This is a genomic window from Streptococcus sp. 27098_8_113 (assembly GCF_041432545.1).
Classification (GTDB): Bacteria; Bacillota; Bacilli; order Lactobacillales; family Streptococcaceae; genus Streptococcus.
The window spans coordinates 36,016-51,779 of record NZ_JAPVZU010000007.1 but is presented as its reverse complement, the minus strand read 5'-3'; the positions used below and the strand labels follow the sequence as shown (position 1 = coordinate 51,779).

The following is a 15,764-nucleotide window of genomic DNA, read 5'->3' as shown; positions in this document are numbered from 1 at the left end:
TCTATTTAAGATGACAAAAATGTAAGTTTAAACACCAAAATGAAAGGTTATTCGATGGTAGCGGGACGAGGAATTTTATATCATATAGGTGTAAGGAAAAACAAATCACAAATAATATCCAAATAAAAGGAGGCCCACTATGAAAACAAATCTCTTCAACCATAAACAAAAAACACAAATGGCGCAAAAGATTTCTAAGGAAGAAATCGAAAAAACCAGACTGGGCTGTGCATCAAGCCAGTATTATTTCTGGTTACAATATAGTCATTAAGAAGCAGATGCAGTGAAGAGGCTGGAGAGTGGGACAGAAATCGGTAATTCGTTAGAATTCGATTTCGTCGTCCCACCTCCGCACAGTTGAGTAGGGCTGTAAAAGCTGATGAAATCAGCGTAGTAGAGCCCACTCAACCACTGCGTCTTGCTCGACAATCCAAAGACAATTGAGAGGCTAGGACTTTTGTCCCAGCCTCGTCCCACCGCCTTTTTGCTCAAATAGAACTGAAAGTTTAGGGAGGCAAACTGGGAAAGCAACCCAAATCATACAGCCCTTTCCCTTTAATGAAAATCAGGTATTTCCATAATGGGAAGATCGCTAAGTGACAAAAATGTAAGATTAGCGTCCAAAATGAAAGATTAGCTTATGGAAACATATCGGGCTTTTCGGTATGATAATAGTATCGTTTTTAGTTTGCTTTCAGTAGGGGCAGTGGCTCAGGCAATAGTAGAGTAGAGCTAGCTAACAAAGTATTGAAAGATGAGCTAAATAACCATTTTACACATAAATAAAAAAAGAGGTTTAAGTATGACATTATTAGACGTACAACATGTGAAAAAGATTTATAAAACTCGCTTTCAGGGCAGCCAAGTAGAGGCGTTGAAAGACATTCACTTTACGGTAGAAAAAGGTGAATACGTGGCCATCATGGGGGAATCAGGTTCTGGGAAATCCACCCTTCTCAACATCCTAGCTATGTTGGACAAGCCAACTGAGGGCCGCGTCTTTCTCAATGGAACTGACACAGCGACCATCAAAAATAGCCAAGCATCCAGCTTCCGTCGGGAGAAATTAGGCTTTGTCTTTCAGGACTTCAATCTGCTGGACACCCTGTCGGTCAAGGATAATATCCTCCTACCTCTGGTGCTTTCTCGTCGCTCCATTACCGAGATGATGCAAAAGTTGGTTACAACCTGCAACGAGTTAGGGATTAACAAACTGCAAGAGAAGTTCCCTTATGAAATTTCCGGTGGGCAGAAGCAGCGGGTAGCAGTTGCTCGCGCTATTATCACCGAGCCTGAGATTTTGCTGGCGGATGAGCCGACAGGAGCTTTAGATTCTAAGTCTTCGGCTGCTCTCTTGGATGTCTTTGACGATATCAACGACCGCGGCCAAACCATTCTCATGGTAACTCACTCGACTTCGGCAGCTAGTCGGGCCAAGCGGGTGCTCTTTATCAAGGACGGGATTCTCTACAATCAAATCTTCCGCGGCAACAAGACCGAGCGACAGATGTTCCAAGAGATTTCCGATACGCTGACGGTCATGGCAAGTGAGGTGGAAGCTCATGCTTAGATTAACTAGTAAGCTTGCGCTTTCTAACTTAATCAAAAATCGTAAGCTTTATTATCCTTTCGCTCTGGCGACTTGTCTGGCTATCGCCATCTCCTACATCTTTTTCTCCCTGACTTTTAATCCCAACCTAGTAAAAATGACGGGGGCAAGCGCCGTTTCTATGGTGCTATCTTTTGGGATGGTGATTGTCAGCATCACGACCAGCATTATCGTCTTTTATGCTAATAGCTTTGTTTTCAAGAATCGCTCCAAAGAGCTGGGGCTCTACAGTGTGCTAGGGCTCAATAAATTCCACCTCTTTGTCATGGTGGTAATCGAATTACTGGTATTTGGTCTGGTCACTCTTATCCTTGGACTAGGGATTGGGCTCTTATTTGACCAGTTAATCTATGCTCTCTTGCTGAAAATCATGGCGATAAAGGTCGTCTTGGTGTCAACTTTTCAGCCTGCTGTAGTTATCGCGGTTGCTGTTTTCTACGCCTTTGTCTTTTTCTGCTTGATGATTAGCAATGGTCTGCGCCTGAGAAAGCTTGATGCGCTGCAATTAGTCAAAGAAAAGAATAGCGGAGAAAAGAAAAGTCGCTTTTTATTCCTACAAACGCTACTTGGACTGGCAGCCTTGGCATACGGTTACTTCCTTGCACTAGGAGTGACCAATCCCTTGTCAGCAGTCTTTACCTTCTTTGTCGCAGTGCTCTTTGTGATTCTAGGCACCTATCTGCTCTTTAATGCTGGAATTACAGTCTTTCTACAATTTTTGAAAAAGAGGAAGTCCTATTATTACCAACCTAATAACATGATTTCCGTTTCCAACCTGATTTTCCGCATGAAGAAAAATGCGGTGGGCTTGGCGACAATTGCTATCCTATCAACCATGGTTTTGGTAACCTTATCTGGCGGAGCTAATATCTATGCTGGCGGTGACTACATGCAAAAGGCTATGTTTCCTCATGACTTTAGCATTCAAGGAAAAGGAACCACAGGTGAGCAGATGGACCAAGTGCTGACAGAGTTTGTGAATGAGCAGCAGTTACCAGTCACAAAGAAAGGTGTCTATCCATACTATACGATGGGAGTGACAAGTCGTGCTGACAACCAGCTCGATATCAACGCTGCCGCTCAAAAATTTGTCACACCGAAAACGTATATTTTGGCTATTTCAGAAGCGGATTATCAGAATATGACAGGGAAAACTCTGAATCTTGGGGATGATGAAGTGGCTCTCTATCAGCAAGGAGTGAAGTTAGATTCTAAGCAAGACTTGCAGCTGGCTGGTCAGACCTTTAAAATCAAAGAGGAACTCAAAGAAGACTTTATCTTTGGGCATTTACCCGATCAGATGAACATGATCGTCCCAGAGAAAATCTACATGGTTCTTAAAAATCCTGACCAAATCTTCTCTGCAATGACGGATAAATATGCTGTAAACCTTAATTATTATGGCTGGCTTGATACAAAGCTGTCAACGGAAGAACAGCGTAATCTGAGGGATGCTTACCAAGAAAAATTGAATCAGTTTAATCAGACCTTGCCTGAAAATCAAGCGGTATATGGCTCGGTAACAGCTTTTGATAAGCAAGAAATCAAAGGCATGCTGGGCGGTATGTTCTTCATCGGTATCTTCCTATCAATCGTCTTTATGCTGGGAACCATCCTCATCATCTACTACAAGCAGATTTCAGAAGGGTACGAGGATCGGGATCGCTTTGTGATTCTACAAAAGGTCGGTCTGGATGAGAAGCAAATCAGACAAACCATTCGGAAACAGATCTTGATTGTTTTCTTCCTGCCGCTGGCCTTCGCCTTTATCCATCTGACCTTTGCTTATCATATGCTGAGCTTGATCTTGTCTGCTCTTGGTGTTCTTAACTCAGCTCTCATGCTGGCTGTGACACTGGGTGTCTGTGCGATCTTCTTTATCAGCTATGTGATTGTCTTCATGATTACTTCCCGCAGTTATCGTAAAATTGTCTCTATGTAAGAAGTTGGGGTTTCCCAGCTTCTTATTTTTTATTTCTTTGACAAATGATAAAGTGGCATTTTAAAAGAGACTTTGGTAAATCCAATAATCTATGATATAATAAGCCATCTATGCTTTGGAGGGAGATTTTATGAATATTTTTCGAAAAAAAGATGCCAGTAAAAACAGGACGGGAATGCGGCGGCATCTGAAGCTGATGGATTTGATTCTTTTAGGGATCGGTGCCATGGTTGGTACAGGGATTTTCACGGTTACGGGAATTGGGGCGGCGACTTATGCAGGTCCAGCTCTGATTGTGTCGATCGTGATTTCTGCCCTATGTGTCAGCATCTCTGCCCTATTTTATGCGGAGTTTGCCTCTCGAGTTCCGGCTAATGGCGGAGCTTACAGCTATATTTACGCTGTTTTAGGGGAATTTCCGGCTTGGCTGGCTGGTTGGCTGACCATCATGGAATTTATGACAGCTATATCAGGTGTGGCTTCTGGCTGGGGTTCTTACTTGAAAGGGCTTTTGAGCGGCTTTCATATCCAGCTACCGACAGCCTTGAATGGCACATTCAATCCAAAAGCAGGGACTTATGTGGATTTGTTGCCTATTCTGGTTTTGGTCTTTGTGACAGGCGTGGTACTTCTAAACTCAAAAGCAGCCCTGCGCTTTAACTCAGCCTTGGTCGTCCTAAAATTCTCAGCCTTGGCTCTCTTTATTCTCGTTGGGCTTTTCCATCTTCGACCTGAGAATTGGTCTAACTTTGCGCCTTTTGGTTTTGGTCAGATTTATGGCGGTCAGACGGGGATTATGGCTGGAGCTTCTCTGATGTTCTTTGCTTTTCTGGGCTTTGAGTCGATTTCTATGTCTGTGGATGAGATCAAAGAGCCTCAAAAAAATGTGCCACGCGGTATTGTCCTTTCCCTTGGGATTGTGACCATCCTCTATATCTTGGTAACCTTGGTCTTGACAGGTTTGGTCCACTATACCAAGCTAAATGTTCCAGATGCAGTAGCCTTTTCACTTCGCAGTATTGGACTAGATTGGGCTGCCAATTATGTTTCTATCGTAGCGATTTTGACCCTGATCACTGTCTGCATCTCCATGACCTATGCCTTGTCTCGGATGATTTACAGTATAGCGCGCGACGGACTTTTACCGCGGTCTTTCAAGGAATTAACTGCTACTAGCCGTGTGCCTCAAAATGCTACCATCTTAGTGGGGATTGCCTCAGCTATTTGTGCGGGTATCTTTCCTCTTGCTAGCATCGCCTCTTTCCTCAATATCTGTACCTTGACTTATCTGATTATGTTGGCCTTTGCCATTTTGAAGTTGCGGAAGGAAAAGGGACAGCCTAAAGCTGGAGAATTTAAAACTCCGCTAGTGCCTCTAACTCCTATTTTATCTATTATCATCTGCCTTTCCTTTATGACTCAGTACACATGGGATACTTGGTTGGCCTTTGGCATCGCCCTGCTCTTGGGAATTTTGATTTACTTTGGTTATGGTTACCGCCATTCAGGAATAGAAGTGAAAGAAAAATAGTGTAAAAAAGTTGTTCTGAACAGAACGTAGAAAGAGAAAAGAATGAAGAGTTTTAACCTAACGAAAAAGAAGAAAGTTTGGCTGTTTGCGCTTGCTTTGCTTGCCCTTATCTTACTAGCCATTGTAATCAATATCCAGTTGAATCAACCTGAACATATGAGCGCTGACTATGTTGGACTTTGGAAGTCAAGATGGCATGAGGAAAATAAAGACTGGCTGTATCCTCTGAAAAATATCTGTCTTGTCATTTTAGCGGTTCTAGCTGGTTCTGGTCTCATGATTGCGTTTTCCAAGAGTGAAAGATGGAAATAAGCTTTTGTAGATTAAAATAAAATAATCTTACAAAAATGTAAGATTGACGATTATAAATGTAAGGTAGAGACATGGAAAACGTGTCTCTATTTTGCTATAATCAGCTCAGGAATCCTCACAAGAAAGGTTGTGCAATTATGAAAAAAGTTCTTTTAGGTTGCTTGGGAACAGTACTGGTTTTGCTTGCTCTTTTAATAGGTTTTCTAGTCTACTTTGGTCCAGACTATGGAATTTTTCTTTTTCCACCTAGTCCGCAGGACTACGCTCGCTCGGTTGTGAAAAAGCTTGATTTTGGTCTTTATACGGATAAAGATTGGGAAAATGAGAAAAAGAAAGCTTTAGAGAAGCTTGAATCAGCCAAGACTTATCAAGACACCTATCCTGTCTTGGAAAAATTAACCAAAGAGGCTGGCGGGAAGCATTCTTATTTTTTAAGCCCACAGGATAATCCCGAAAATAGTCCAGAAAGCAAAAATCAGCCTGAAGTGCAGAATCGGGAGGGAATTCTCTATTTAAAAGTTCCTGATTTCACTGGTGACGCACAAGCGGCGAAGACTTATGCCAACAAACTGTCAGCAGCTCTTAAAAAGGATGATTATCAGGCAGTTCTTGTAGATTTGAGAGATAATACCGGCGGGAATATGTATCCGATGATTGCGGGCCTGTCCTCTCTTTTGCCTGATGAAGACCTCTTCCAATTCGTTTATAAAAACGGAAGCAAGAGTGCGGTTTCTCGGTCAGATGTTCTGAAGCAGCTTGGTTTGGAGCATACTGATGAGAAAGCAAAGAAAGTGCCCATAGCCATCCTTACCAATGGGAAGACAGGCAGCTCAGGAGAAATGACTGTTTTAGCTTTTAAGGGACTTGAAAATGTTAAAATTTTTGGTCAGCCAACGGCAAGCTATACTACGGGAAATAATTATTATCAACTATATGATGGAGCGGTTTTGCTCTTGACTACCTCGAGTATCCTAGATCGCACGGGCAAGCTTTACGAGAATGAGGCAATTCAGCCAGATATCCCAACAGATCAGCCTTTAGAAGAGGCCGAGTCTTGGTTGAAGGGACAGATGGGAGAATAGTTCATTGAAAGCAGTCAAAGAGACTGCTTTTCTGCTATAATAAAGAGAAGAACGAGGTGACAAATGATTCGTAAAGTAAAACTAAGAGACGCCGCAGCCATTCAGCAACTTAATGCTGAGTGCCTGGGCTATGACTTCGATAGGGGAGCGACAGAGGCTCAACTGAAAAAGTTACTAGAGAATGACCAGCATTTGATTTTGGTAGCTGAAGAAGGCGGTCAGGTCATAGGCTACGCTCATGCGGCTAGCTACGACTGTCTCTATTTCCCGTCCTTGCTCAATCTCTTAGCTTTGGCCGTCGCTCCGGATTTTCAAGGGCGGGGACATGGCAGAGCGCTGATGCAAGCTTTGCGTGAAGAGGCAAAAGCAGCAGGCTACACAGGAATTCGGATTAATTCAGGCATTTCCCGCTCCGCAGCCCATGAATTTTATCGCAGTCTTGGCTGCAGCGAAAAAGCTGACCAGAAACGCTTTTATTGGGAATTTTAGAGAAAAGAGGAGAAGATGGAAATTGAACAATTAAGCCATCAGCATGCTTTAGAAATTGCTAACGACTGGCATTATGAGGCACCCTATGACTTTTATGATATGAAAAATGATCTGGAAGATTATGAAGAAATGGTCTCCCCTGAAGCGCGTGGGGACCGTTATTATCAAGTGTTGCGAGAAGAGAAACTCTATGGATTTTTCTGCTTGGAGCAGAAAGGAGAGCGAACTTTGGAGCTTGGTTTGGGGATGAAGCCGGAGAATTGTGGAAAAGGCCAGGGCGCTTCATTTCTGCAGGAAATTCTGGACTTTATCATGGGTAATTTTGCGCCCCAAGTCATAAGCCTATCCGTGGCTGACTTCAATCACCGAGCCCAGCAGCTTTATCTCAACATGGGCTTTGAAGTGGTGAGGCGCATTCCGCAGGAAAGCAATGGCGATATTCATCTCTTTGTGGAAATGGAGAAGAAGTTTTAACTTACCTATGACTGCTAATAGCAAATTTTGATAAGAGTATTAATAAACAAAAGGAGAAAATCATGACATTTGAAGAAATTTAGAAAAACCATGATTTTAGATATTCTTTAGTGTCTCTTTACAGTGATTTATAGCGGTTTATAGTAAGAATACCAATATTAGTTCATCTTTGATATTCTTCAGGAGTCCACAAAAAGGTGAACAAAAAAAGCCCTCGAAAGGGCATGAAATTTGATGAGTTCAGCAGGCAAGAACTAGCACCCCACAAGGTGCTTTTTTAATTACTTGTGGAGTTGCTGATAGATATATTATATCATGAGGTGCATGCTTTGTAGAGTTATAACTTCACAAAAGCCCCTAGATTTTTTTCTAAGGGCTAGCTATAAGAAAGGATAGGCGGGACCGCCGAATGTCGCCCGCATTTCTCGACCCACTAGCTAAGTGGCGCGTTGGAGGCGGATACTTTTCAACCTCTATCCTTTATATCTTGATTATATCATATTTCCTCTTAATCTAAATCTGTGAAGAATAATTCTTATCCTTATGTCCATATCGGCCGTAAAAAGCATACTCCTTTTCTTAATTGTTCCGTGAAAAATGTATAGTGATGGTGTGAAGGACGTAAAGAGTAGAGGGTAGGCCCATAGCTCCTGCCTTTGATAGTGTTAATCTTTTATTACTCTCGATATTTGCAGTCCTCTTTGTTCGCTCCTTGTTCAATTAAAAAATGAAAATCTTTCTTGGTTCACTCTCGGCTCGATCATGCGTAGCTTCGTCCTCACGATAACTGGTGGAATGTGTAAGAACTTGTTAGTACTAGGTTGTTTTTATAAATATCCTTAGTCAATGGGTAGCCTTATAGTTAAAAAATCAACTTAAAAGCCTAATAATACCGCATTTCTTTCTGCTTTAAAATTTTCAAAAAGGGAATTTTTCGCACAGAAAAGGCCGCGTCCTTTTAAACCGAAACAATATAGCCCCGTCCAAAAAAATAGGGGGTAGTTTCCGAATGTTGAACAGTATAAGTGATAGCCTGAAGCATTTGGCCAAAAGGCAAGTAGCGGAAGCAGTTGCTTTGCTAAGTAAGTTTAGAAGCTCTATCATCCATGAGCTTAGCAAGCTTCTTTATTCCTGAACTCTTTATCCTGTAAATTGTAGTTTTTGACTTTTCTATCTTGTCTTCGATATTCCATATTTCCAAGTGATTGACATAGAACATCCGCAACACTGACCTTTCAAGAGGATCATTCAGTTTGTCAATGAGTTTAGAAGTTTCTGAACGTTCCTCGATTAGATTGGAAAGTCTGTTTTGTATATCTTCTTTCAACTTCAAAACATAGACAAGTTCATTCTCTGTATTGTTCACTCTACTAGTCTGGACTTTGGTTTGTGTCAGAGTTGATTTTTTAAATAGACCTTGATCTAGATATTGAAGTTCTAACTGCAAACTCTGAATCTCTTTATCTAACCATCTAATACCTTCTAACTTTGCTTTTACTTGCTCTGGTGTCACGCTTTGGCCTCCTCTTGTGGTATAATAAATCTATCAAATCTATACCAAGGAGTCAGTCACAAGGCTGGCTTTTTGTTTGCTTTTCTCTCTTTTTAGGTATATACTTGATATATACAAACAAAGGAGAAAAGAAATGGATACAGTAAAAACCCGTAAAGTTGGGAACTCTCTGACTGTGACCATTCCCAAGGCGCTAGATGTCCCGGAAGGTCAAGAAATGGTCGTTTACAAAGGCGCTGATAATGTGATCGTCCTAGCTCCAAAGATTGCAGATCCATTCGCTGAAGCGGCTGACCTCCGTATGGAAAATGATTTTGAAGGGGTGAAACTACTTGACAGCGAAATCTAACTATGTCCCAGAAAAGCAGGATATCATCTGGATAGACTTTGATCCATCTGTCGGGCGTGAGATACAGAAGCGCCGCCCTGCTGTGGTGGTATCTCGTAAGGAATACTCAGAACGCACTGGCTTCGTTGCCGTCTGCCCTGTTACGCATGGCCAGAAGAAACTAGAAAAGCTAGGCTTGCTGGTTCCTGTCCTATCCTCTGAGGTAGACGGCTCAGTGAATCCGCTCCAGCTCTACACCTTCGACTTTCGAGAACGCCAGGCGCAAAAAATCACCACCATGGACACACCGAGCTTTCAGAAGGTTGTTCAACTCTATAACTTCATCTTTGAAGCATGAATCGATCAAGCTAAGGCGGAGCGTCTTGGCTTTTTCTGTTTTCGAAAACTGGGAGAATGTGTACATACTTTTCCATACCTGCCAACATGTTGTAAGCAGATAAGGAGAGATATTTGTTCCTTCCCTGTATAAATGGTAGGGGATATTTTGCATTTTCTCCAGCTTTGCTCGAGCTTTGAGCACGCGCAGCCTAACCCAAGACTTGGTACTTTTTTAGAGCTTTAGCCATTCCGTTTAGTGGCCAAGAAGCTACCTCAATCTACCCAAGCCAGTCATCCAAAGACCGTCACCTTTTCTAGTATAGTTCAGGAATTTTTGATAATGCTTATAATACTTGTCATGTTTCATATACTTTGGTCGTTCAGGAAAAGCGTCAAACATATATCCGCCACGTTTAGGACTCCAACCCGGCTATACCTTTCTAGCCTCTCTCAGTGCTCTCTCCCAATAGTATTGACAATCTGTTTTACTGCGGTTCAGGGTTGACTTGTGTATTTTCTGGCATGATCCGCAACCATAGAGCAAATATCGTTTATAAAGTATTCTACACCGCCGACCACAAATAGGGCATAGAAAGAAGTAGCGATAGCCTCCCTTAGTCCCTGGTATTCTATCTAAATCAAAGTAGTCTTTGCCAAGGGTGATATATAAATTATCTAAGTCTATTTCTAGTTTCCTGCCGTCTAACTCAGCTATACCATGGGTTAGATTTTTTATTTTCAATGGCTTTATAAATGTCTCAATAGCTATTGATTTTATAGTTTTCATCCGTTCAAAAATACCTATATACAGAAAAACCCAAATCTATTGGGATAAGTAGCAATTAAGCCACAAAAAGAGGCAATGCCCCTTTGCTGCTATTCTTCACTGAGTAAGCCACTTACTGCCACATCACGGACAAACTGAGCTTGTTTTTCTTTGGGTAGTTGCAAAGCTCCAAGTAAAGACTCCAGGGCTTGCTTGTCTGTGCCTGCGACTAACTTCTTAATGATATTCTGGAACTGCCCTTCTAGGTACTCGCAAAAATGGATCCGCTGTGCTTGTGTTGGCTGCACTGTTACTGGTGAACTATCTGCAATCAGCAAGAAGCAGGCTTCCGCGATTTGGGCGAATAACTTTGCACGCGCTTCAGGGTGTCTGTATAACTCATAGGCGTTTATGCTGGTATCTTCTGTCCGGAGCTTTTCACCTAGTTCAATCAATTCAGGCGTATCTTCAAGACACACTGGTGTCGCATCGGTCATAAAATCCCTGCGCTTACGGTTGAGTTCCTCCAGTTCTTGATCTGCCTGTTCGAAGTATGCTGGTTCTGTCATGGGATTCCTCCTTATTCTTTATATAGGATCAGTAGACCCAATGTTGCAGTTAAATTCTCATAATCACCTTCAGTCGCTTCAGTGCATTTCACATCCACAACTTCAACACTTGCCATAAAGTCGTTGACTTGAGATTCAAATTCCTGTAGGCTTTGCTTCTGTTGTCGATAAAATAGTTTGATTTTCATTTTTTCCTCCATTTTTTAGACGCTTCTTTTGTTTTTTATACACTTAGTTTTGAAAGTGTATAAATTTAAAACCCAGTCATATCAAGGGATAAAGTCTTGTTTTATACACTTTAGACACTTTATACACTAAAAATAAAATATATATAAACAAATAATAGGGGAGCTTTCTATAATACTCTTATAGGGAAATTTCAAAAAAAGTGTATAAAGTGTGGGAAGTGTCTAAAACCATTGATAATACAGTGTTTCTAAGTGTGTTAAAAAAATAAGCTAGTGTATAAAGTGTATAAAATTTCAACGTTTTTTCTTAAGTTTTAGCCTATTGTTGTAGTAACCTCGTTCATTTTTTGGTTTTTTCTGTCTTTCTGGGGTTTCTCTGCCATTGAAATAATTAAGACTGGCAAAAGACGGTAAATCCTCTTTAGGATAAAAACCTTTATGAATCTGTTGACCCGCTGGAATAGTTTTCTGGCCAACTGCGAAACCTTCAGGAAGATTACTCTTAATTTCTCGGTGTAAGCCCATTTCTGACCTAGATTGTTTTATGTCATAGTACTCCAAGAAACACTTCCAAACGTGATAGACAAAACTATTAGGGATAAATTCACTGTTTAGATCATCAGTAAAAAACTTGGAAATAAAATCAATAACAGGGTTCATATCTTTGTGGTGTTCTTCCAAGATTTCAATAGACTTCATAGGGTTAATATCAGTAATCGGTGTTTCAATCGCCAACTTAACCAAATACTCCAGGACTTCCTTTCGGTTGATATAATCTTCTTTTATGGCTTTATTAGGCTTGTCTTTGAATACTTTGGTAAAAGGTAAAATTCTAAATCGTCGATCAATAGCCGACTTATCCCCGTTCATTCTTGGTAAGCCATTAGAAGATTGTACCACCGTCATATTCAGGCGTATGCTATATGGTCGCTTGCCTTTATCTTCAATGGTCATGATGTCGCCAGTTGCTAAGCTGAACATATCTGACGTGTCTTTTATAACAGCGTCTTTCTGCACATCATCACCGATAACTAGGGACTTTCCCAATAGGATAGAGGTTGAGAATTGACTTTTAGTTAAGCCTGTAATTTTCAAACTGGCCACATTTTCCATCCCCACCAAGTTGATCAGCAACTGCTGGAAAGTGCCCTTTCCGGTGCCTCCCTCGCCAAATAGCCAAAAGATTTTTTGCAAAGATTGCCCCGTGATACTGGCTTTTATGATCTGGATAGCGAGGTTATAAAGTTCCGTATCAGCGTCAAATAATTCTAGAAGCCACGTTGTCGGTTTCCAACCTTTTATGATTGGTTCTTTTGCGTTAGGGTTGTAGCTCGTTCTTATCTTTCGTGTGACCGTTATAGCTGGTGTAATATCTTCAAATATGCCTGATTTGGCATTGTAAAGCTGCTTACCGATAACAGTATAGTCACTTTGAATCTCTTTCATTTGGCTCTGTCTAGCAATTTTATACAATGTGTCAAAGGCTTGTTTCTCAGTAGCATTTGGGAAGATTATAGAGATAAGATCCTGTAAAAATTCGTTATCTTCTACCCAGATGCCAAAATCAGGGTTATAGAAATAGAGTGGGGCTTTTTGCCCTTGTGCCTCTGGTTTAATCCTGATAAAGCGAATATGCTTTGTCAGCATGATTGCCACGCCTAGCGGTTTAGTAGGTAGGGCTTTATTACTCGCTTCTTGCCCTTTTTGTCTAGCTAGTTCCTCGTGCTGCTCTATGGTCAATCTTCCGTCTTTTACATTTTCAAGGTGCTTGCTATCAGCCATAATTCCATCATAGGCTGCTTGATAAGCCTCTTCCTTGAGTTCCTGGCATTCTTTGATTAGTTGTCCCCTAACACCTTTGAATGTTTTGAAATACTTATCCTCGGTTTCACGCGCATCTAAGATTTCACTTTTTAGGTTTTTCAATTCTTCTAGTTCTATGGTTCTACCCTCTCTTTCTAAATTCTGCTCTAGCTATACTGGTAAAAGTACGGTCTAGCTCCTCGATAGGCAACGGGTCAGGCGTCACGTTGTTAGCTATATTTGCCAATTCGTAAGCTGTTTCTATGTCACAATCCACCCACTTATTAAAGAGTAGTCCTACAAAGCGCGTGAGTGCTACATTCCGTCCGCCCTTGTCACCAAGACCATTGAAAAGGGTGTCTATGACTCTCATAGTGATAGAGCGTTGTCCGTTTGTTCTGGGGGTGTAAGGAGTAGCAGTAGTAGTTATTTTGTTGAGTGGTTCAGCACTCCCCTGTGGTACTGGATAATCTAGGCCATGCTCGATAATTTTTTGATATTCTGCTGGTTCTCCAGTTGTTACCGGTAACCCTTGGAGTTGTGACCAGGTTAAACTAGCCATGTCAAAGGGAATCCCTATCTTGTCAGCAATCTCTTTCACTACCTGCTTATAGGTTGCCTCATTCATCACGTTGTCAGGTTTCACCACAAGGCGAAAACGGGGCTTTTCTGGGCTATGTTTTATAGTTGGGTATAAAATATAGGAGAAGCCAAACAAGGCGCTAGAAACAGCTTCTATGAATCTCTCAGTTGTTCCCTTAATCTCATCATAATCAAGGAAAATCAAATCACGATAAACTAAACTTTGATTACTTCTGCGATAGCTGCCGTTTTTTTCTACAATTATTTTTCCACTTAAGCAGTAGGGCGCCACAGTTTGTTTGTATTCCTCAATATCTGCGCCCTCTGGGACTGCCATGGGTTTAAACTGTGCGATATATTCAAACGGCTCTAACTTGCCTTTATATGGCCGGACTAGTGATCCAAATCCTCGGCTTTCGTAGATAGCCATCCTATCGCCCCTTTCTCCGTTTCTTTTTCAGGCGTTTTAAGCGTTTTTGTTCCTCGTGTGTAAGAGGTTTAGGCTGCCTATCTTTATAAATTTTCATATCATGATATTTACCGCCGCTTTGTGCGGGGTGTACGTTATACCTTGCCATTTTCCACCCCCAAAAATTTTAAAAGTTCGCTAACCCTGTAATATACTTTTCTAGCATCCTCTAGCGGTGGTTTGTATCGTCTTAGTCCTGCTTTTTCCCACCGTTGCAGTGTCTTATATTTTATGTCCAGTTCGTCCATGGCTTGCTGGGCTGAAATTAACCCCGTCAAGCGTGGTTTGACCTTCTCACGCGCTTCTAGATAGTTCTCCACAAGCTCCAGAACGCCATGGGTTAGCTCATATTCACTTTCTTTGCTGAGACTAAACATTCTGATCAGCTCCCTTCAGCAGCTCTTTATAGCTTTCTAAATCAGCTTTAATTAGCACATCTAGACGCTTTCCCTCTGTGTCATACTGAGCCTTTAGCTCCCTGATCCCTGCTAGGCGTTCGGTATCGTTAGCAGGAATATAGTAGCCGTTACCTACCCCACGTTTGGCCACAATAGGGATACCATAGCGAACGATAAGCCGGAGAATATGATCTCGTAAGGCTCTCATCTCCAGCCCTAGCACATTGGCTATATCCCGCCCTGCGCGTGGCTCGTCCGCCCCTACGGGTATCAGTCTTAGAATTCTTTCTTCAAGCTCTGTCATGGCAGGCCTCCTTCCGGTATGTCTCGGCTAGAGCGTCATGTTCTGAAATGAGTTGTTTTAGAGCGTGGTTAGCTGTATGGAGCAGGGAAAAAGTTCTCTGCCCTTCCTCTGCACTAGCTAACTCTAAGACATCTAGAATGTCCTTTAACTGTCCGCAAAGCCCTTCATAGTCCACTAGAATATCATTCGTTTTATTTGTCATCCTCTGCCCTCCATTGTTTCAAGCTATTTTTCCATCTTTCTGAGTTGCCGTTTGGTGATATACCCTCGGCGTCTGTAAGCAATAGCCCAGGAGTGAAACAGCTCAGCGCATACGCCAGCCAGAAAGAAAAGTAGTAGTGTTAAAATTGCGCCTAGTAGTTCGCTCATTTTTTATAACTCCTCGTGTTGTACATTGCTACTGATAGCTGCTGTAAATAGTTCGATATTTCGAACCCGTTTTTCTTGATAACTAGAATTGGGTAAATTTTGGTCAGTATCTTTTATGATTTCTTTGAGAGTTTTAGTTGATTCTAGATATAGATTCTCTGTATAAGTGATATAAGATTGTTGTTCTGCCTCTGTCAAGAAGAATGTTTTGGCTTGTCTTTTGAAAAAGGCTTGTCGCATAGCATCCATTTCAAAAATACCAGGATGGAAAAACATTCCCGTAGTGCTTTTAGAGACTGCCTCGATTTTATGACTTTCATTCAATTCTGGAAATTCAATCCAAAGTAAACGGGACAAATCTTCTTTGATGGACTTTGTCTGATTTGCCAATAAAGAAAGTCTTCTTAGGCCATTTTTTTCGCTAATTTCTCGCATTTCTGCGCTAATTCTGTCTATACGTCTAGTTAAATTCTCGTATGATGTTTCTGCCATGGTGTTTACTCCTTTTTCTGTGTTTGTGTAATTGCCTTGATAGGCTTGTTCCTGTTTCGACAGCTTTTTAATGTCTTTCTTGCCTTTTACTATACTAGTTAATTCCCACGCTCAGAGTCGCCAAAGTTTGAAAGCGTGAGAAAGTACCAGTTTAAAGAGTTGGCGCTCTACGTATGGTCAAAATGTCCTAGATATGCTATAATCT

19 protein-coding genes and 1 pseudogene are annotated in these 15,764 nt (G+C 41.6%); 10 read left to right on the top strand and 10 right to left on the bottom strand.

Annotated elements, in window-relative coordinates; genetic code table 11:
- Nucleotides 1–139: 139 nt before the first annotated feature.
- The 8 genes from O3644_RS05450 (at nucleotide 140) to O3644_RS05415 (ending at nucleotide 7,439) form a co-directional block, all read left to right on the top strand.
- The gene (locus tag O3644_RS05450) at nucleotides 140–271 is read left to right on the top strand and encodes a hypothetical protein (protein ID WP_005590956.1); all 132 of its coding nucleotides are present in this window, start codon (nucleotides 140–142) and stop codon (nucleotides 269–271) included.
- A gap of 531 nt (nucleotides 272–802) precedes the next feature.
- Nucleotides 803–1,570, top strand: a complete 768-nt coding sequence (locus O3644_RS05445) for an ABC transporter ATP-binding protein (RefSeq protein ID WP_048766518.1) — start codon at nucleotides 803–805, stop codon at nucleotides 1,568–1,570.
- The gene (locus tag O3644_RS05440; RefSeq protein WP_371595248.1) at nucleotides 1,563–3,551 is read left to right on the top strand and encodes an FtsX-like permease family protein; all 1,989 of its coding nucleotides are present in this window, start codon (nucleotides 1,563–1,565) and stop codon (nucleotides 3,549–3,551) included. Before O3644_RS05445 ends, O3644_RS05440 begins: the two co-directional genes overlap by 8 nt.
- Nucleotides 3,552–3,681: 130 nt before the next feature.
- On the top strand, nucleotides 3,682–5,082 hold the full coding sequence (locus O3644_RS05435; protein WP_371595247.1) for an amino acid permease: 1,401 nt from the start codon (nucleotides 3,682–3,684) through the stop codon (nucleotides 5,080–5,082).
- A 42-nt stretch (nucleotides 5,083–5,124) separates the two neighbouring features.
- Nucleotides 5,125–5,394, top strand: coding sequence for a hypothetical protein (locus O3644_RS05430; protein WP_061911068.1), 270 nt, complete (start codon nucleotides 5,125–5,127; stop codon nucleotides 5,392–5,394).
- A 71-nt stretch (nucleotides 5,395–5,465) separates the two neighbouring features.
- Nucleotides 5,466–6,476, top strand: a complete 1,011-nt coding sequence (locus tag O3644_RS05425; RefSeq protein WP_062004103.1) for a S41 family peptidase — start codon at nucleotides 5,466–5,468, stop codon at nucleotides 6,474–6,476.
- A 63-nt stretch (nucleotides 6,477–6,539) separates the two neighbouring features.
- On the top strand, nucleotides 6,540–6,965 hold the full coding sequence (locus O3644_RS05420) for a GNAT family N-acetyltransferase (protein WP_371595246.1): 426 nt from the start codon (nucleotides 6,540–6,542) through the stop codon (nucleotides 6,963–6,965).
- A gap of 15 nt (nucleotides 6,966–6,980) precedes the next feature.
- Nucleotides 6,981–7,439, top strand: a complete 459-nt coding sequence (locus O3644_RS05415; protein ID WP_048766529.1) for a GNAT family N-acetyltransferase — start codon at nucleotides 6,981–6,983, stop codon at nucleotides 7,437–7,439.
- Nucleotides 7,440–8,517: 1,078 nt separating this feature from the next.
- Here the strand turns inward: O3644_RS05415 and O3644_RS05410 are convergent.
- A complete protein-coding gene (locus O3644_RS05410; RefSeq protein ID WP_048766531.1) occupies nucleotides 8,518–8,952 on the bottom strand; it encodes a DUF1492 domain-containing protein in 435 nt (144 codons plus the stop codon).
- 133 nt (nucleotides 8,953–9,085) lie between these two features.
- Between O3644_RS05410 and mazE the strand changes: the two genes are divergently transcribed.
- Nucleotides 9,086–9,301 (top strand): type II toxin-antitoxin system PemI/MazE family antitoxin, encoded by a 216-nt coding sequence (gene mazE, locus O3644_RS05405; protein ID WP_048766532.1) that lies wholly within the window; start codon nucleotides 9,086–9,088, stop codon nucleotides 9,299–9,301.
- Nucleotides 9,285–9,638 carry a type II toxin-antitoxin system PemK/MazF family toxin gene (locus O3644_RS05400; RefSeq protein ID WP_048766534.1) on the top strand — a complete coding sequence of 118 codons (354 nt, stop codon included), beginning with the start codon at nucleotides 9,285–9,287 and terminating at the stop codon, nucleotides 9,636–9,638. Before mazE ends, O3644_RS05400 begins: the two co-directional genes overlap by 17 nt.
- Before the next feature lie 249 nt (nucleotides 9,639–9,887).
- Here O3644_RS05400 and O3644_RS05395 read toward each other — a convergent pair.
- The 9 genes and pseudogenes from O3644_RS05395 to O3644_RS05355 form a co-directional block, all read right to left on the bottom strand.
- A pseudogene (locus tag O3644_RS05395) lies at nucleotides 9,888–10,397 on the bottom strand (hypothetical protein).
- A 98-nt stretch (nucleotides 10,398–10,495) separates the two neighbouring features.
- A complete protein-coding gene (locus tag O3644_RS05390; RefSeq protein WP_371595245.1) occupies nucleotides 10,496–10,954 on the bottom strand; it encodes a hypothetical protein in 459 nt (152 codons plus the stop codon).
- An 11-nt stretch (nucleotides 10,955–10,965) separates the two neighbouring features.
- Nucleotides 10,966–11,142 (bottom strand): hypothetical protein, encoded by a 177-nt coding sequence (locus tag O3644_RS05385; protein WP_193388941.1) that lies wholly within the window; start codon nucleotides 11,140–11,142, stop codon nucleotides 10,966–10,968.
- A 294-nt stretch (nucleotides 11,143–11,436) separates the two neighbouring features.
- Nucleotides 11,437–13,068 (bottom strand): phage/plasmid primase, P4 family, encoded by a 1,632-nt coding sequence (locus tag O3644_RS05380; protein WP_048766543.1) that lies wholly within the window; start codon nucleotides 13,066–13,068, stop codon nucleotides 11,437–11,439.
- Nucleotides 13,069–13,087: 19 nt separating this feature from the next.
- The gene (locus O3644_RS05375; RefSeq protein ID WP_048766545.1) at nucleotides 13,088–13,957 is read right to left on the bottom strand and encodes a primase alpha helix C-terminal domain-containing protein; all 870 of its coding nucleotides are present in this window, start codon (nucleotides 13,955–13,957) and stop codon (nucleotides 13,088–13,090) included.
- Between the two features lie 134 nt (nucleotides 13,958–14,091).
- The gene (locus tag O3644_RS05370; protein WP_048766548.1) at nucleotides 14,092–14,373 is read right to left on the bottom strand and encodes a hypothetical protein; all 282 of its coding nucleotides are present in this window, start codon (nucleotides 14,371–14,373) and stop codon (nucleotides 14,092–14,094) included.
- Nucleotides 14,366–14,602: a DNA-binding protein gene (locus O3644_RS05365; protein WP_371595244.1), complete on the bottom strand. Its 237-nt coding sequence runs from the start codon at nucleotides 14,600–14,602 to the stop codon at nucleotides 14,366–14,368. Before O3644_RS05365 ends, O3644_RS05370 begins: the two co-directional genes overlap by 8 nt.
- A gap of 82 nt (nucleotides 14,603–14,684) precedes the next feature.
- Nucleotides 14,685–14,900, bottom strand: coding sequence for a hypothetical protein (locus O3644_RS05360; protein ID WP_313963177.1), 216 nt, complete (start codon nucleotides 14,898–14,900; stop codon nucleotides 14,685–14,687).
- 170 nt (nucleotides 14,901–15,070) lie between these two features.
- Nucleotides 15,071–15,559, bottom strand: coding sequence for a hypothetical protein (locus tag O3644_RS05355; RefSeq protein ID WP_048766556.1), 489 nt, complete (start codon nucleotides 15,557–15,559; stop codon nucleotides 15,071–15,073).
- Nucleotides 15,560–15,764: the final 205 nt, after the last annotated feature.